The sequence below is a fragment of the Deltaproteobacteria bacterium genome, from assembly GCA_016933965.1.
In the GTDB taxonomy this organism is placed as follows: Bacteria; Desulfobacterota; Syntrophia; order Syntrophales; family UBA2210; genus JAFGTS01.
The window spans coordinates 1-17394 of record JAFGTS010000034.1 but is presented as its reverse complement, the minus strand read 5'-3'; the positions used below and the strand labels follow the sequence as shown (position 1 = coordinate 17394).

At 55.8% G+C, this 17394-nt stretch carries 13 protein-coding genes; 1 reads left to right on the top strand and 12 read right to left on the bottom strand.

What is annotated here, in order from left to right:
- Positions 1–187: 187 nt before the first annotated feature.
- The 6 genes from JXO48_08205 to JXO48_08180 form a co-directional block, all read right to left on the bottom strand.
- Positions 188–2356 (bottom strand): penicillin acylase family protein, encoded by a 2169-nt coding sequence (locus JXO48_08205; protein ID MBN2283859.1) that lies wholly within the window; start codon positions 2354–2356, stop codon positions 188–190.
- A gap of 179 nt (positions 2357–2535) precedes the next feature.
- Complete coding sequence (locus JXO48_08200) at positions 2536–3762, bottom strand: tetratricopeptide repeat protein (GenBank protein MBN2283858.1); 1227 nt, start codon at positions 3760–3762, stop codon at positions 2536–2538.
- Positions 3763–3975: 213 nt separating this feature from the next.
- Positions 3976–5214 carry a DHH family phosphoesterase gene (locus JXO48_08195; protein MBN2283857.1) on the bottom strand — a complete coding sequence of 413 codons (1239 nt, stop codon included), beginning with the start codon at positions 5212–5214 and terminating at the stop codon, positions 3976–3978.
- A gap of 20 nt (positions 5215–5234) precedes the next feature.
- On the bottom strand, positions 5235–6335 hold the full coding sequence (locus JXO48_08190) for an ABC transporter ATP-binding protein (GenBank protein ID MBN2283856.1): 1101 nt from the start codon (positions 6333–6335) through the stop codon (positions 5235–5237).
- Between the two features lie 64 nt (positions 6336–6399).
- Positions 6400–8193 carry an iron ABC transporter permease gene (locus tag JXO48_08185; protein MBN2283855.1) on the bottom strand — a complete coding sequence of 598 codons (1794 nt, stop codon included), beginning with the start codon at positions 8191–8193 and terminating at the stop codon, positions 6400–6402.
- A 142-nt stretch (positions 8194–8335) separates the two neighbouring features.
- Positions 8336–9448 (bottom strand): ABC transporter substrate-binding protein, encoded by a 1113-nt coding sequence (locus JXO48_08180; protein MBN2283854.1) that lies wholly within the window; start codon positions 9446–9448, stop codon positions 8336–8338.
- Between the two features lie 252 nt (positions 9449–9700).
- On the opposite strand from JXO48_08180, the gene JXO48_08175 reads away from it, so the two are divergent.
- Positions 9701–10573, top strand: a complete 873-nt coding sequence (locus JXO48_08175; protein MBN2283853.1) for an EamA family transporter — start codon at positions 9701–9703, stop codon at positions 10571–10573.
- A gap of 223 nt (positions 10574–10796) precedes the next feature.
- Here JXO48_08175 and JXO48_08170 read toward each other — a convergent pair whose 3' ends face one another.
- The 6 genes from JXO48_08170 to JXO48_08145 form a co-directional block, all read right to left on the bottom strand.
- Positions 10797–11288, bottom strand: a complete 492-nt coding sequence (locus JXO48_08170) for a hypothetical protein (GenBank protein ID MBN2283852.1) — start codon at positions 11286–11288, stop codon at positions 10797–10799.
- A gap of 140 nt (positions 11289–11428) precedes the next feature.
- A complete protein-coding gene (locus JXO48_08165; protein MBN2283851.1) occupies positions 11429–12229 on the bottom strand; it encodes an electron transfer flavoprotein subunit beta/FixA family protein in 801 nt (266 codons plus the stop codon).
- A gap of 11 nt (positions 12230–12240) precedes the next feature.
- Complete coding sequence (locus JXO48_08160; GenBank protein MBN2283850.1) at positions 12241–13242, bottom strand: electron transfer flavoprotein subunit alpha/FixB family protein; 1002 nt, start codon at positions 13240–13242, stop codon at positions 12241–12243.
- Between the two features lie 14 nt (positions 13243–13256).
- Positions 13257–14927 (bottom strand): FAD-binding oxidoreductase, encoded by a 1671-nt coding sequence (locus JXO48_08155; protein MBN2283849.1) that lies wholly within the window; start codon positions 14925–14927, stop codon positions 13257–13259.
- Positions 14924–16201 (bottom strand): (Fe-S)-binding protein, encoded by a 1278-nt coding sequence (locus tag JXO48_08150; GenBank protein MBN2283848.1) that lies wholly within the window; start codon positions 16199–16201, stop codon positions 14924–14926. Before JXO48_08150 ends, JXO48_08155 begins: the two co-directional genes overlap by 4 nt.
- A gap of 2 nt (positions 16202–16203) precedes the next feature.
- A partial coding sequence (locus tag JXO48_08145; protein ID MBN2283847.1) for an FAD-binding oxidoreductase occupies positions 16204–17394 on the bottom strand: 1191 nt, incomplete at its 5' end.

Here is a 17394-nt window from a genome sequence, read left to right as displayed (position 1 = left end):
CTGAGCATGAGGTTGATATTACGAGTGGATATCGCCCTTCAGAAGCACTGAACATATCACAAACCGCATGTATAATTCTTCATCTTTTTCGTCGTTTGGGTGACCTGCAGGAGCGGTACGACGGCTTGCTGTCATTCCGAAGCGAGGCGGTCCGGAGCGGTCGCATGCCGGAGCCGCCGTCGCCGTTTCATTGCAACTCCTTGTATATGCCGTCCAGCCAGTTCTTCACGTCGCTCACGTACCACTTTGAAAACCGCCTGTCCGAGGGACCACCCGCCAGGGTGGTGTGTATTCCCTTGCTTCCCAGATCCGCGATGAATCGATAGGAGGGGCAGAAGGTGGTCAGCCTCCCGGCGCTTCTGAATATCTGGCCCTGCGGAATGGTCGCGCTGGAGCCGGGCAGTTCGATCGGCCCGTAGTCATACCCGAGAAAACGGGGCAACTTGCCGCCGAACAGGAGATGTGAGAGCATGATCCTGCGCGTCTCACCGTACCGTAGCGCCTCGACGTTCAGCCCCTCATCGATGGCCTGCCGGTAGATCTCCTCACGGGTCATCCCCTCGAACCAGGGGGATGTCTCCTTCAGGAGAATGGTATCGAAATTTTCATAGTAATCGTTGAAGAGGCTTGTTTCTCTCAGAACATAATCGACCACCGCGCGCCCGAAGCCGTGATCGCCGAAGACGGTCGCGATCAGCGCCCGGTAGACCGACTCGAAAAGCATGGCACCCTTTGAATCGGTCTCATATCTCAGGTGCCAGTCCCTGAGGATGTTTCCGTTCTCCGTGTCGGGCAGAAGCGGCCTGATTCGCTCCATGAACTGCTCGGCCTGAAGGGAGTAAAGGTCAAAATGCATGCTTTTCATGTAATCCACGTTCAGCGTGCCTCCTTCACGGAGCCGATCCTTTATTCTTTCCGCCCGGTATTTGCCCATGGGCAGGTTGATAGGGGTCGACCGTCCCAGATAGTTCAGGTCCTGGTTCGCCGTGGCGATGATCCCTTCTTCGGGGTTGTACTCCGTTGGAAGCAGGTCCTTGTCCACGAACCCGTCATGATCGTAACGCTCCTCCCATCCCGGGAGCGGCAGCAGGCCGCTCACTCCCTCAGGCCGGTTGAACAATCTCCCGCTCATCTGATAGCCGATGTTCCCATCCCGGTCAGCCACGACCCAGTTCATGGGTGACGCGTCAACCTGCTTGAACAGTTCCATCGCCTCCCGTGCGGTGCGGGCGCCGGGCAGGTTCAGGACGGCGTCCATGTCCATCGCCCCGCAGCCCTCTTTTGCGGACCATCCAAGTACAAGATAATGACCTTCCCTGCCGGGGTCTCCCTCCAGGAGCCCGTGTTCGTTCTCATAGACATCGATGATGACCGGTCTTCCTTTCTTCACGACGATGGTTTCCCGGCGCCGCCTGAAATCCCGCCACCCGTCCCTTCGGTGGTATTTTCCGTCCTTGCACCGTTCTATCCGGTAATCGAGCACGTCCATGAACCCGTAAGTCGCGCTCCAGGCGATGAAATCCGTCCTTCCGAGAATAAGGCCCGGCGCGCCGGGGACGCTGACGCCGATAAGCCTGTTGCCGGGCACGGACATGACGATTTCCTGCCAGACCGAGGGCAGGCGGTTCACCTCCAGGTGCGGGTCCCCGCAAAGAATGGGTTTCCCTGATTCGGTCCGTGTCCCCGATACGGTCCAGTTGTTGCTGGCGGAAAAGAGGGGAGCCTTTCCGATCCATTGCAGCACTTCCGGGACGAGGGGCGGTGTCAGGGTGATCTTCTGTATCAGATCATGGTTGATGTCCTCGACCAGGTAAGGGAACAGCTCGCGCAATTTCTCTTCTTCACAGCCGTTCTGTATCATCTGTACCAGGAATTTCTCCATGTTTCCCTGGGCTTCCGCGAGGCCGATGAATCCGAAGACCTTGGCGATGAGCAACGTATCCTTGATCTCCCAGGGTTCCGGGTCATATCCCAGGAGCCTGAATTCAAGGATCGGTCTGTTCTCCGACAGATACAGATTGCATCCGTCGGCGTAGGATTGGAGCTGTCGCCGGATATCCGGTTTGAGCTTGTCCATCTCGCCGTCGGGGTCGGGAAGAAAGTTCATCCGACGCATATAGGTGTCGATCTCTATGAGTTCCGGATCGCCTTTCAGGTGTTCCGCCGCTCTGCCCTGCAGGAGGATACGGGTCAGCATCATCTGGAGCTGGCGGTCGCAGGCGTGGACCCATCCAAGCCCGTAGGCGCAATCCGCCAGGCTCTGGGCCTGGATCTCCGGAATGCCGTACTGGTTTCTCCTGACATGGATATCCCCGTCCTTCCCCTTCAGAACAACCTTCCTGTTTTTCAGTTTCATGATGTCCCCCTGTCTGTAAGCCCCCCGAAGGTGCCCTCATTATAATGGTCTGGGGAATCGTAAGCAACTAATTTCCTGGTTCTTTTAATGTTTCATCAGGCGCGGCGTTCCCCGGAATTGAAAATGTGACATAGAGAAGTGATGCGCTGCGGCGTTATGGGGATCGGATGAAACCGTTCTCATGCCTCGAGCTTTTCCGCGAGCGCCCGGTAGCGAAGGGCCTCGTTCTCGAATCCCTGGTCCTCGTAGATCCGGCTGATGCGGTGGAAATACCGTGCCCGTTCTTCCGGTATCTCCTCGGCAAGGGACAGGTAGACCTCAAGGATGGCGCCGGTTCGGGTTCCCAGCGCGAAGGCCGTCTCGGCATACCGGTCCTTGATGAAAGGGTCGACACGGGTACGGCTGCAATGGCATTCGGTCATGATCTCGCCGTACAGCCGGTGCGCAGCCTGGGTCCTGCCCAGGGATTCATGGTTCAGCGCCAACGCCCGCAGGATGGTCTCATGCCTGCCGAAGGAATCCAGGCACTGAGTGTAGAAGGACTCCGCTTCATTGTACCTGCCCGCACGATGCAGGGTCTCTCCCCGCAGCAGGTGCAGGGGAAGGGAGCGCCCCAGTTCGGCGGGGCTTGAACCGATCAGGGCGTGGGCCTCATCGAAAGCCGTCATTTCCCAGAGGACCTCGCAGAGAAGGTGGTAGCCCCGCAGCAGCAGGGGATTCTCCTTTACATATTGTTCCGCGGCGGAGCGGGCCTCTTCCAGAGAGCCATGGTTGAGGCAGGCCGTGCCGATCTCATAGAGCATATGACTCCCCGCCGGCCGTTCCTCCCGGGCGGCGGTCAGGAGCGTGAGCGCCCTTTCATAATCCCCGCGGTTGAGCGCCAGGTACCCTTCCCGAAAGGGTTCACCGTAGTCAAGATACTCATTGCGGATGTCTTCAGGGAGAGCGCTCACCAGGGTGGTGAAGTATTCATCGTCCCTTTCCTGGTAGCGTGGTGCTTCATGCTCACCCTGTTCCGGCATGTCCGGCGATCCGTCGGAGAATTCCTTTGTTCTGCGGGCCGTGATTTCCTGCATAAGCGTATCGATGTCACTTCTCAGCGCCTGATCCTGCGTCAGTTCCCGGGCGAGCAGCAACAGGTCCCGGGCATCATCGTATTCTTCGGAATCCATCAGTTCCGCTGCGCCGTCCCGGTGGGCGCGCGCCAGCGATTCCCTGGCGCGGATGATCTTTTCCTCAAGCCGCCGGATGCCGCTCTCGTCGCCGGGGCGCTTTTTCTCGAGCTTGATTAGGGCGTTCTCGTATTCCAGCTTGGCCGCGCCGATCTCGCCATGCTCGAAATAGGCATCACCTTTTCTTTCGTACTCTTCCGGATCCTTGCCGGATAGAAATGTGAACAGGCCCATCGTTCGGGTTCCTTCGTTTTACAGTGGCAAAGTGGCACAGTGACAGAGTGAAAATCACAAAACCATATAACAGAAAAGCATCGACGCAACAATAAAACGATACTGATTTTCCGGATCGCGATTCTCGAATCGCGATCACAAAAAACGTTTCAATGGCCGCTTCAAAAGGATTCTCTTTTCTCCATTGACCGGAGGATGGAAAGGGGGTGTGTGTCAAAATGTACCGGAGTGTTGGCTCAGGACCTTTTCGAGGGCCCTGATGAAGTCCTCCTCAAGACCCCTGTCGATGAGCGATCCCGCGGCAAAACGGTGGCATCCGTCGGCGATACCCTTGACGAGAGCGGTCGCTCCGGGGACAAGGCTCATGAAATCGGGCAGTTTTCCTTCTTCGATCGATCGTCTCAATTCCGGGTGCACGCGGGTCGATATCTTTGACAGCGCCGTGTCAAAACCGCCGATACCGGGTGCCTCGGCGGGAAGATGCTGAAACCCGACGAGGTAGTTCTCCTTTGCAGCGATCTCATGCGCTATCAGCTCTTCAAGAAAAAGACCGATAGCCTTCACCCCCATGGGGGCGAAGCGGTCCTGTACATTGATCCACTGAAAATGTTCCGATCTTTCGAGGCCCGCTTGCCTGATCCGCGCCATCTCTCCTGCAAAACAGGTTTTCTTGATCTCCCCGAGGTGCCCCGCCCGACGGAGGGCATCATCCGTGTTTTCTCCCATGAGAAGTGCCTTTGCTGAAGCAGCGTCGCCGGAGTAGAATCCCACGGAGCCCAGGAGGGTCAGTACCTCCACGATCTCCTCAACGGTCATTCCGCGCATACGGGGCAGTACCAAGCTGCTTCCGTCTTTTTGTATCATCCCCGCCTTCACGGCTTCCGAAAACAGCAGTTCGTTCAATCCGGTGAAGGCGCCGTTCAGTTCCTGCCCGTCACCAACGGCCCCGATGACGCCCAATGCCGCCAGCCACGCTGTTTCATCCGGCCCGTCAAGACCGCCGGCACTGAGGAGCTCCCGGGCGAACAGGGCGCAGACGGAAGCACCCGACGCGTCGTTGTCCCCGCTTATATTGAAACGTTCGGGATTAAGGTGGATCACATTATCAGGAACGGGACCTCCCGGCAGATGATGATCGAGGATGACGACGAGAAGATTCCCGGAGGCGTACCGGCCGATCAGGCTCGATGACTGCCCGCCCAGATCGGCATAGAGGAGAATGTCGCCGGTTCCGGTGTGGACTTTCTCCACGAGTGGTTCATAGATCTTTTCAACGGGTATCAACCGGTGAGTCAGGCCGAGTTGTTTGAACGCAGTGGAAAGGGCCGCGGCGGCGGCGATGCCGTCGGCGTCATTGTGATGGACCACTCGTAATGAGGGTTGCACCCTCCGTGTCAGTTCGAGGAAGCGGGCGGTCACCTTTCGGTTTTCCAGGATGAAATCCTGTATCATGTCTATCCCTTCCGTATGCGTCAAGACAGGAGCTTTCCTGTTCCCTTGTCGAAAATCAGGATGTTGTCCGGGGGCAGATAGAGGTGAACCGACTGACCCGGGGAAAGATTCACTTCCTGGGTGACCAGAAGACTGAAAACGAACGTATCATGGCGGACCCGCAGAACTGCTTCAGGTCCCGATGGAAGGATCGTCCGAACGTCTCCTTGTACGGTGTTGATACCTTCCTGAGCGACGATCGAGATGTTTTCCGGCCGTATGGCCGCCACGAGCGGTGTGCCGGGAGGAATATCACGATAGGTGGTCTTCAGCGTGAACAGTGCGTTGGTCATGGAAACCCTTCCGTCGTCACCGGTATCCGCCGTCCCCTCTATCAGATTGATGGACGGACTCCCGATGAAATCCGCGACGAACAGGTTGGCCGGCCTGTTATATATGGTCTTCGGAGGGGCTGTCTGCTCGATGATACCCTTGTTGATCACGGCGATATTGCTGGCCATGGTCTGTGCCTCGACCTGGTCGTGTGTTACATACACGGTCGTTGCTCCCGTCTGGGCATGTATGTTCTTGATCTCGGCCCTCATGTCGAGCCGGAGCTTTGCGTCAAGATTGGAAAGCGGTTCGTCCATGAGCAGTATGTCCGGCCGGCTCACCAGCATCCGTGCCAGGGCGACCCGTTGCTGCTGGCCGCCGCTCATTTCCTGGGGATACCGGTCCTTCAATCCTTCGAGCTGCATGTACGAAATAATGTCGGTCACCTTCTTTTTGATCCCGGCGGCTGTCTCGCGCTTCACCTTCAGGCCGAATGCGATGTTCTGGAAAACCGTCATATGGGGCCACAGGGCATAGCTCTGAAAGACAAGACCGACGTCCCGTTCGCGGGCGGGGACGAAGATACCCTTGCCGCTTGAAAAGACGACCCTGCCCTTCAGGCGGATCTCACCTTCCGTGGGAATTTCCAGGCCCGCTATCATCCTGAGGATGGTCGTCTTTCCACAGCCGGACGGACCCAGAAGGATCAGGAACTCCTTTTCTTCTATGGAAAAGGTCACATCGTCAACAGCCATGATGTTTCCGAACACTTTTGTCAGATTTTCGACCTCGATGATGGGACGTCCCATGGATTCCTTCCATTTCTTCTGTACTGTCAGCCTGGGGGTCGGATGCCGCATGACCCGCCGGCGGTCATATGCCGTTTTTTCTGCCGAACCTCCGGGAGAGCAGTTCGCCGAAGACGACGATTATTATGATCAATACGCTGATGGCGCTCGAAAACTGGGTATACCCCTGTTCCTGATACCGGAAGGTCATGGTGGTGAGCGTTCTCGTTTCAGGGGTCACGAGGAGTATGATCAGCGAAAGTTCCCGCATGACCGTTATGAATACCAGGATAAAACCCGAAATGGCCCCCTGTATCGACAGCGGCAGGATGATCTTCCTGAAACGCGTGATCCATCGGGCACCGAGTGTTTCCGATGCCTCCTCGAGCTCACTTCCGATCTGCAGCATGGAGGTGATGCCGGCCCTTCCCGTGAAAGGAAGGTTCTTGGCGATGCACACGAGTGCCACGAGCGTGAATGTGCCGTACAGCGCCGGGAGCGGGCCGATTCGGTGTGAAAAGAGGGCAAGGTAAAGGGCGCCGAAGGCGATCCCGGGAACAAGATAGGGAAGGAACGACATCTGTTCCACGGCAAAGGCCAGTTTTGTATTTCGGCCCTTGACCACGGCATAGCCGATGAAAATGCCCAGAAATCCGGCAATTACCGAGGATACCAGGGCCAGTTTGATGCTGTTCCAGGCGGCCCCGAGTATGGCGGGATTCCGAAGTATGCCCGCCTCTCCTTCGGCAAAGGCCGTGTTGGCCTGCCCGATCCAGAAGAGAATTGTCAGGTGTTCGATCGAATAATCGTTCGGATAGAGCGTGAGGGTCTGCCATACCAGCAGGACCAGGGGAAGAATGACGGAGGCGATAAAGAGCAGGATGATCATACATAAGAGAGGATAGCGCAGTTTTTCCAGGGGTGTTTCCGTAACCCTGAACCCCTTGCCTGCAATGGTCACGAAGCTTTTGCTCTTACCGATCATCCGCTGGTTCAGGTAAATGAAGGCCGATGAGATGATGATCAGCACAAAGGCCAGGATATACCCCACCGAAGGGACGCGGTTGATGATGTTCGAATAGATCTGGGTCGAGAGCGTGTAGTATCGAACAGGGGTCCCGAGAAAATAAGGTGTTCCGAAGGTTCCCAGGACCCGGGAAAAGGTCAGTATGAAGCTTGACAGGAGGGCCGGCAGAACCAGGGGAAATGTGATCCGCCGCAGGATATGGAAGCGCGTAGCCCCCAGTATTTCCCCCGATTCCTCAAGGCGGGAGTCGATGCTCGTGAGCGCCGCCGAGACCAGAAGAAAGGTAAAGGGGAAATAATGGATCGAGAGCGTGATGACGATGGGGAGGTAGCCGTACGAGAGCCAGTCCGGCGGGGTAACGCCCGTCAGGTATTGAAAGACCCCGACGGCCCCGCCGATGCGGCTGTTCTTAAAGAGGTTCAGCCAGGCGAGGGCATGGATATAGGAAGGAATGACATAGGGCAAAACCGCCGTGGTCGCGATTATTTTCTTAAAGGGCAGGTCCGTTCGCGACACCAGCCAGGCCAGAACGGAACCGATGAACATGGCGAGGACCGAAACGCTCAGGGAGGTTGATACCGAATTCATCAGGGGACGGAAAAGGATGTTTTGCGTGAGCGTGCTGGCAAAGACCCGCTTCCAGTGAAACAGCGTCAACGCTCCGGGCTCGGCGTCCCTCGAGAGGCGTATGTCGGCGAACTGCCAGACGAATGAATCCTCTATCATCTTGGCAAAGGGAAGGATGACGATGAACAGGAGGATGCCCAGAAGGACCAGAGAAATGACGATATGGGGTTGTCGAATGTAGTTCCTGACCCGGCTGAAACGTCTTGTTTTTCTCTTATTCTTCATAGAAACAGCGGGTTCCGGTGGAATGACTGCCGAGGACACACAATTACGTTCACGCCGCGGTCATGAGCCCCGGCGGTTCTGCATTCAGTACAGGAGCGACCGGGGGATGGAAGAAGCCCATCCCTCCGGTCGCATGATCCCGCTATTTCAGGTGTGCCACCCAAAAATCCAGTACCTTCTGTCCCTGGTTCCAGACATAGACGGCGTCGGCCTTCCAGAGTTTCAGCTCGGCGAGGCTTTTGGAACCTTGCGGTGCCGGCACGTCCGTGCGAACGGGGAAGTTACCCAGGACGAAGTAGGGTTCATACCCTTCTCCACCCTGTGAGTCCCCCATCATCCAGTGGATCAGCAGCTTGGCCGCGTTGGGATGTGCCCCGCCCTTCACCATGGCGATGACCACCTCTGTGGTGATGCCCATGACCGGTTCTAATGAAGTGATCACGTCGAATTTGAGATTCGGGTTCTTTTCCTTGTCCCTCAGCCGTGAATATGCCGTAAATCCCACGGGAGGATTCGCCTGGTCGGAGAGGCCGACCGCCTCGGATACGCTGTTCGTCGATCCCAGGATGATGACATCGTTGTTCAGGAGCCTGAGGATCCACTCGTATCCCGCGTTCTCGACACCGGGGCTCAGTGTGATCTCTTTCCCGAAGACCTTTTTGTAATCGGCTGCCATTTCGTCGGCATGCTGGACGATGGTTGCCAGGACCTCAACGAATTCCGACATTTTCTGAGGATCAGCGAAGATGACCCGGCCTCTCCATTCTTCCGTTGTGAGGTCCCAGAGCGATTTTATCGGAAATGCGCTCATCTTTTCGTTGTTGTATACCAGCGCGTCGACGCTCGCGTGGTGAACCAGAAGGGGTTCCCGGTACATGGCAGGGATAAGTTTTTCAAGGTCCGAGGGAACGTAATTATAGACAAGTTTTTTTTGGTAGAGTTCATTGACGACCGTTGCGGGGTCCTTCAGGAAGATGACGTCGGCGACGTAGTTCTTCGCAGCCTGCTCGGCCAGGACCTTTGTCACGATCTCCGGTGAATCCATGTCGAAGCCGTTCACCTTGATGCCCGGGTATTTTGCCTCGAAGGTCTTTCCGAATTTGAAGACCCGTGAGGAATAGGAATAGATGTTCACCTCTCCTTCCTTCTTCGCGGCGTCATAGAGCGCCTTCTCGTTGAAGGTTTCGGCCGCAACTGCCACGGTAAGGCCGAATACAAAGGCCAGGATACATAAAACGGATACTGTTTTTTTCATGATGCCCCTCCTTTCGTTGAGCAACAGGGTACGCAACGAATGTTTCACGGGCTGCCCTGCAGGCATGTCCCGGACCGTTGTGTCGAATAAGGACTGTTTTTGAAAATTATCGGAAATTCAACCGGGTGTCAATCATTATAGCCGGTGTCCCGATGGGAGAGACATCAGCTACTCAAAAGCAGTCACAATTATATGTATTGACAATTCAAGCTGTTACAGTGCATATCATGAGTGCCTGCACGGATTCCACTCGTGGAGAAGACCACTATGACCCTGGGGGTGTTTGCACTGGTTCTGACGGCGGCCCTGTGCCACGCGCTGTGGAATTTTGCCGCGCGGAACGTGGAGGGCAACTTTGTTATACTCTGGCTGGCACTTTGTGCCGGGTGCCTGCTGTTTTTCCCCGTCGTTGCCGCGGCGGTCGTCTTTCACGATATTCATGCGGCGACCAGGCCGGCCGCCCTGTGGTACGTTATCGCCACCGGAGTGATCCACTCGATCTATTTCACCTTTCTCTCGCGGGCATACGAATACGGGGAAATATCGGTCGTCTATCCCATTGCCCGCGGTTCGGGTATCGGGCTGACCGCCATCATCGCGGGCGTGGTGCTCCGGGAGGGAATATCCCCCTGCGGTGCCGGCGGTATCACCCTCATTTTCATCGGTGTCACGGCAATGGGAATGGCTGTCGGAAGGCGTTCCGGTGGAGGGAAAGGCTATGGGTTCGCCCTCTGCGTCGGCCTGACCATCACGGCCTATTCACTGGTGGACAAGGTCGGTGTCAGTACCATGAACCCCATACTGTACCTCTGGTTCATGATCGTGATAACGGTGCTTCTGCTTGTGCCGCGACTCCTTGCAAGATACCGGGGAACCATCGTACGGACCGCGCGGGACCACACGGGGGTTATCCTGATGATCGGCATCGTTTCCCTGGGGACGTACCTGATGATACTTTTTGCCTATACGCTGGCACCGGTCAGTTACGTCATCGCCCTGCGGGAGTTCGCCGTTGTCATCGGCGCGGTCCTCGGGTTTCTCCTGCTGAAGGAAACAGTAACCCCCTGGAAAATAACGGCGATCACTCTGATCGTGGGTGGAATGCTCCTGATCAGAGCGGCCTGAGGAACCGGTTCGAGCAGGCAGACGTAGCAGCCCTTGCAGGGTTCGATCTTCAGGCGGGGGAGGTTGATCAGGGACAGCTCCCAGTCCGTTCCGAGTTTTTCGGCCGTCGATTTGACAACGATCTCGGAATTTCCCAGCTTCCGGTATGATCCGACGATGCCGAGCAGTTTCTTTGTGCTTATTGCGCCTGTTTCCTGTAAGCTCCCGCCTGGTCTTCCCCCGATCAGTGAACGGTGCTGTTCGGTTCCCCGATCTCCGGCGGGAGGATGATGTCATAGTGGTTTCCCAACCGGCGGACCATCCGGATGAACCGTGCCGGCAATGGTATTTCACGCGGCACGAGCAGGATCTTCAACTCGTTGGCACGTACCAGGATCGATGAACTGTCGATCCCTTCCTGCCCGTCGCACAGGACCTGCACCCGCAGGGCGTCCGTCAGGGGTACCATCATGTCGACCAGCTCCAGGGGGATCCTCCTGAGCGATTCACCGACGATATCACGGTTCTCAATGATGAAGGAGGCGAAGGGTTCCTCCCTATTGGGAGTGCCGAAGATGTCGTTGATGATCGCGCCGGCGAGCATGTGAATGAAGGCCGCCTCCCGGCCGGGATAGTGATCGCCCAGGTGGTCTTTCAGGCGTTTGAAAAAGACCATCTGGACGACTGCCACTCCCTGACGCAGGATCGGCACCAGTTTGCTGTCACGTTCCGCCACGGAACACCTTCCTGAATTTAAAACGGGCACTTCTGACCATTGCCGGAACGATTTGTCAAGGGAAAAAGGGGTGACCGACAGGTGGAATACAGGGAAAAGGTGTCAACCCGACAGCGCCCCGAAGGAGAAGTTCATTCATTTTATGAGATAACCAGGTCAGCCCGTAATTGAGAGACAAGGTTTTTTGCCGCTGCTGCCGGTGAGACACCCTCTATTATCCGGCACCGCCTTTCCCGGGATTGTGGTTTTCCGAGTTTCTTCAATACCGTCAATGCTTGGACCGGAACGAATCCTATATCATCGGTATCCCATGCCGTCACCGATTTTTTCGCGGCGTTCCGGCGTTCAAGCATTGTGGGATATCGCAACATGCCGATTTCATTGCTTGTCATGACAAGCGCGGGAAGAGGTACCCTGACAAGTTCATGGCCGTCGGGCGACACCCGCTTGACAAAAGCGGTATTCGAGACAATTTCAACTGTCCGGGCGAGAGTTACGACGGGGATGCCGAGCAGGGAGGCTATGCCGATGCCTGTCTGGCCGCCATTCCAGTCAGCCGACTGTCTCCCCGTGAGGATCAAATCGTATTCACCCATGTTCCTGATAGATGAAACGATAACCGAAGCCGTTGCATGGCTGTCGTGACTGTCGGTAAGGAAGCGCTCGTCTTCCACTTTAAAGAACTCGTCGGCACCGGCGGCCAGTGCCTTGAGGATAAGAGCCTTTGAAATGTGTCTGCCGACGCTGAGAACCGAAATTTTCACGGGTTCCGCAGAAGATTCTTTCAGCCTGAGGGCTGCCTCAAGGGCGTTTTCGTCGAAGAGACTGAGAACCGGCGGAATACCCCGGGGCTCCACCCTGTTCAGGACCTCGTTGATGACAAATGAATCGGGAGGCCCCTCGGGGTCGGGAACCTGCTTAATACAGACAATGATATGCATGACCGTACCTTCTATGTGTCCCTTTCCCCGATGATCTCACGCAGCGATTCCGTGAATGCCGGGATGGCCTCATGATAATCGGCGATCAATCCATAATCGGCTATCCTGAATATGTTCGCTCCGGGGTCCGTGTTGATCGCGATGACGGTTTTTGCTCCCGCCATGCCCGTGATGTGCTGGGTCGATCCTGATATTCCCACGGCGATATACAGGTCGGGCTTGACGATTTCGCCGGTTTGCCCGATCTGGGTCGACGGCGGAATCCATCCCAGGTCACAGGGTGGCCTGCTCGAACCGACTGTCCCGCCGAGAACACCGGCGAGGTCTGCAAGCGCATCAAATCCTTCTGGGCCGCCCATTCCCCGTCCTCCCGCCACGATGACATCCGCATTCTGAAGACGCATGCCATGATTGTCTTCGTGGACCCTTTCCACGACCTCGATCGTGGTGAGAGACCGGTCGATTGCAACAGGAACGGAGACAAGCTTTCCGCGCCGTTCGGAAGAAAAAAGGGCGGGCCCCTCCGACTTTGGACGGATGGTTGTCACGAACGGTTCTGTATCAACCGAGAAGTGGGCGATCACATTGCCGCTGTAAACCGGCTTGATGAAGAGCATCTCGCCGGAGGTAAATTCAAATCCCGTCGCGTCCATCACCAGGCCGGCCCCGAGGGTACATGCAATGCGGGGAGCCAGGTCCTGGGAAAACAGCGAGTGCCCCATGAGGATGCCGGCGGGACGATATATCTCATAGCTATGGAGGAAGGCTGCCAGATACAGCTCAGGTTCATAACCTTCAAGCAGAGAATGCTCGATGGCATACACGATATCGGTATCATAGCAAGTCGCTTCCACTGCGGCGGCGTCAATAGAACTGCCCAAGACAATGGCGGCAAGCTCGCAGCCCAGAGTGTCCGCGATCTTTCTGCCCATGTGCAGACACTCCCGGGAAACGGCCGCAACGGTCCGCTGCGCCGACAATTCGATGATAATTGCGATCGAAGAGGATTTCATAACAGGTCACACCCTCAACCGGGAGTTTCTTTTCCGGCCATGAGTATCTGTTCCACCAGTTTGGCGACCTGCGGACGTCTCCTGGCGTATTCCTTCAGATACTGTTCCTTCTCTGATTCCGGTGCAATATAAAAACTTGGGTCGGAACTGTTGTTCGGGTCGAGGGTTTCTTTAATCTTGAGAAGCCACCGATGATAGTTGCATATCATGGGGCCCAGCACATGCGGGATGGCGCCTCCTCCGCCGAATCCTATGCCCGGGGTCATCGTATACCTGGCGGCCGCTTCCATGGTCTTGTCGACATATTTGCTGGAACCTTCATTCTGCTGAGGATCACGTGGATCGAATATTGCCAGTTCCTCCTGATGGGCCAAACAGGAGCTGCCTTCATAGAGCCCGCCCCAGGAATTATCGGCGAGATCATCCATGAGATCGCCCGAATCGATCAACTCCTGCTTTATCTCAGCTCCGACTTTGCTCTGGAACACCGCCTGATCGATCGCTTCAAATCCCCCCAGGGCCGTCGTAAATCTGCCGCCGGCTCTGAAAATAGCCGGTGGCAGGGAGTTCCTGATAAATCCCCACCAGATCATCGAGTGCATCATCGGGATATGACTGAAGTCGAGCATGAATCCCCGGCAGTCATCGATGATCTGTGTCAACACCTTGTTTTGGTACTCATATTCCCGCTTAGTTCTTCCGCAGAGAATGATGGTAAAGGTATTCTGAAGTGCCTTCAAGATGCTGCGCACGAATTCGCTTTTGACCAGATTCTTGTACGCGCGCGGCAGGGTTCCCGCCAGAATAGCCCCGGTAACGGCATGCTTGCCGAGAAAATACCCGATTTCCGCGTTGGATATCTTATAGAGCGCATCGGCAAATCCCTGAAGGTTGGGGAAAAAACACATAAAGGCGGCGTGCGAATCGGGTATCTCCGCCTTTGCATCCATCAGAACGCCGGACACCTTCGGTTGCGGCGGACCTGGCCAGGGGAAAAGTTTCAAGGCACATTTTGTGAAGACGCCCAGCCCTCCGCAGGCGCCGAGTGTTCCCCGCATGATGCCCCGCAAGCTCGGTCCGGGCCCGTCGCCGTAATACCATTCATCGGTGCCCTGACCGGCTGTTCCAATCCTGAGGATCTCCCCGTCGGGAAGCACCCACTCCACTCCCAGCACATTGCGGGGGCTGTATCCTGTTGTGATCCCGCTGCAACCCGGTCCCATCAGCGACGTGGCGCTTGCGAGAGGCGAAGCATGGCATCCGCAACCAACCATATGAAGATTAAGACCATGCTTCATACCCTCAGACTGGATCTGTGCCCCCGAAGCATAGGGCTCGACAAGGGCGATCATATTTTTTTCGTCGATCTCCATTTTGTTCATTCTTCGCAGATCTATCTGAACGACATGATCGCTCCCCGGCGCGTTCCAGACCCCCCATCCGGTACTGAACGCCTTGAACTGCAGGCCATGCCTGTTGCATATCCTCACCACCGCCTGGACCTCTTCCGTTGTTCCCGGTAAGACAACCGCGACCGGGCGAAAGGGGCACCATTTGGTTTCCAGGCCGAGAATCTCGGCGTGGGTCGGCTGATATGCGTAGCAGTCCATGACAGCTGGCTCGGTGGTGACATATTCCACCCCGAGGGCATCCTCTAATTCTCTGTAGGCATCTTTCGAAATCATATCGTTTCCTCCCCGCCCATTGAGCTTTTCAGGAGATCGATCACATCAAGGACTTTGAGATTGCTTTGGGCATTGACGACCGTATCCTTTAAAACTCTCTCGCACCAGGGACATGCAGTGATGATGGCCTCCGCCCCGGTGGATTCGGCCTCGGCGATCCGTTCTTCCGCAGTCCATCTGGCAAAATCCGGGAATGCCTCCAGGACACCGCCACCCGCCCCGCAACAGTAGCTCCACTCCCTGATCCGTTCCATTTCTACGAAATCGATGGCCGGGATCGCCTGTATGATATTTCTCGGTGGATCGAATATGCCGCGAGTGCCCATCTGTTTGAATCGGATCGGACGCTCGAGCTTGTTGCCACCTGCCCAACCTTCCAGATAGGGTTCGCCGCGCCTTCCCAGGTGGCAGGGGTCATGATAGGTCACCCTGAGAGGAATCTCTTTTTGTGGTTTGAGGATGCTTGCCTTAATCAATTGGTCAACAAGTTCGGTTATGTGCAGGACCGTTACACCCATCTGAATTCCGCATTTCGGGTACAGGTATTTAAACGTGTAATAGCAATCTGCACATGGCGTCACAAGGGTATGTGCTCCCGATGACCTTACTCTGCCGGCCATATCTTCGGCGAAATGTTTCATTTCGCCCTGGTACCCGGTTTCATAGGCCCTTCCCCCGCAGCAGGATTCTTCTTTCCCGGCAATTCCCACATTCAGGCCGGATTCCCTCAGGAGAGTAACTACGGTACGGGCCCCCTCCATCAGGTCCTCATCATAGGAGTACCGGCATCCTGCATGAAACAGATATGCAACCTGCTCCGTGTTGACATTTGGAATGTCAAGTCCGTCCGCCCAGTTTCCCCGGTCCGCCTTACGCTTGCCCAGAGTGTTATCCTCCTTTTTCATGCTTTCTATGAGATCCATGTGCTCCGGGATGAGAAAACCTTCACTGACACAAAGCGCCCGTTCTTCATACATGACGTCGACCACATCGATATCATCCCTGATGGCGCTGCATGAGACCTGGCACAAGCCGCACATTTGACACCGGTATATGATCTCTGCGACCTCATCGGTAAGTTCGCTTCTTCCATCGAGAATGGACATACCGATGATCATACGGCCGCTGCCCGAGTAGGCGTGAAAATGGTAGCGGTCCATGGAAGGGCATCCCTGCGCGAAACGCCAGCTTTTGATCTGGTTTTGAGGGATCCATTTGCAAAGCGAACACCGGGAACATCCGAACATGTCATTTGCATAATCTTCCAGTGCCATTGCTATACCTCCCTCCCGAAACAGAGTTTTCCGGGATTCATGATTCTTCCGGGATCAAGCATGTGTTTCACCACCTGCAGCATCTCAACCGTTTTCGGAGCTCTCCGGTAGGCCAGGTCGGACCATATCCCGTAGGGGCGTGAGAAAAATGCACCCATTTCGGCAAAGATCTCACTGGCACTCGTGAAGAATGCCCTGATCTGCTCGGTCTCATCGGCACTTTTCCCATTGAACATCAGGTTGAACTCAAGATGGCAGTTTCTTCCCTGCTGGATCGGCTGGATGTAGACGCCGAGATTTCCACGCGGGAAATGATGGTGTTTTGCTTCGCCATCCATGGCATCGAGAAAAGAGGGAGCCCTGTCGAGAGTTGTGATGAAAAAAATGTCCCGGCAGTCTCCGCGCAGATGTTCTTTCCAGTAAGGTCCCCCGCAGGATTTCGTAATGCGGTCGACAATTTCTTCGGCAGCAACGCCGGCAATTTCCGTCAGCGGTGTCACGGCGGTCTCTCCTGCTATCTCATTGATTTCCTGTTCGATATAGTCGACACGGTCAGCGGGGAAGTACTCGTAACCGGAAATGGAATACACGAGCACCCAGGAGGGACATTCTCCACGGGGTTCTCCAATTCCACCCATCCTGATGGCATTGAGATTTATAGCGTTTAAGATGAAACAGACATCAACAAGCTTGAATTTCTGAACGCGGTACGTAAAATCGATCAGGTCCGTCAGTTTCTCAGCAGCGGCGAAAAAACACTTTTGAACCGTTGGCAGAAGTTCAAGTTTGACAGATCCCCAGGTCACGATCCCCATGGTTCCCTGGGCCCCTTGTATAAGCCTCAGAGCGTCCCACTGTCCGGGCCCGAGAGGATTTTTCTGGACCGCTCCGGTCTCCCACTGTTCTTCGATGGTGCCGGGTCCCGCCGCCGATCCCGTCCGGTATATGTCACTGGTCCCGAAGACAATTTCAGTACACATCAAGGGGTCTGTCGCGTCCCATTGATATTTTGGTATCGTAAAGGGTTCGCGTTCGAGACAGCTGGCAAGGACCGATTTCGTTTCCCGCGGAAGCAGGGGCATCAAGACCCGCAGCCCGGATTTGTGTGCTTCTGATGTGAGTTCATCGAAGGTGACGCCCGGTTCGATCATGGCGATTTTGTTCCGGTGGTCGAGCCGAACGATCCTCTTCAT

What these genes read in the sequence shown, in the direction of transcription:
- JXO48_08205 (MBN2283859.1), bottom strand. Translation starts at nt 2,356, where the DNA reads ATGAAACTGAAAAACAGGAAGGTTGTTCTGAAGGGGAAGGACGGGGAT.
- JXO48_08200 (MBN2283858.1), bottom strand. Translation starts at nt 3,762, where the DNA reads ATGGGCCTGTTCACATTTCTATCCGGCAAGGATCCGGAAGAGTACGAA.
- JXO48_08195 (MBN2283857.1), bottom strand. Translation starts at nt 5,214, where the DNA reads ATGATACAGGATTTCATCCTGGAAAACCGAAAGGTGACCGCCCGCTTC.
- JXO48_08190 (MBN2283856.1), bottom strand. Translation starts at nt 6,335, where the DNA reads ATGGGACGTCCCATCATCGAGGTCGAAAATCTGACAAAAGTGTTCGGA.
- JXO48_08185 (MBN2283855.1), bottom strand. Translation starts at nt 8,193, where the DNA reads ATGAAGAATAAGAGAAAAACAAGACGTTTCAGCCGGGTCAGGAACTAC.
- JXO48_08180 (MBN2283854.1), bottom strand. Translation starts at nt 9,448, where the DNA reads ATGAAAAAAACAGTATCCGTTTTATGTATCCTGGCCTTTGTATTCGGC.
- JXO48_08165 (MBN2283851.1), bottom strand. Translation starts at nt 12,229, where the DNA reads ATGCATATCATTGTCTGTATTAAGCAGGTTCCCGACCCCGAGGGGCCT.
- JXO48_08160 (MBN2283850.1), bottom strand. Translation starts at nt 13,242, where the DNA reads ATGAAATCCTCTTCGATCGCAATTATCATCGAATTGTCGGCGCAGCGG.
- JXO48_08155 (MBN2283849.1), bottom strand. Translation starts at nt 14,927, where the DNA reads ATGATTTCGAAAGATGCCTACAGAGAATTAGAGGATGCCCTCGGGGTG.
- JXO48_08150 (MBN2283848.1), bottom strand. Translation starts at nt 16,201, where the DNA reads ATGGCACTGGAAGATTATGCAAATGACATGTTCGGATGTTCCCGGTGT.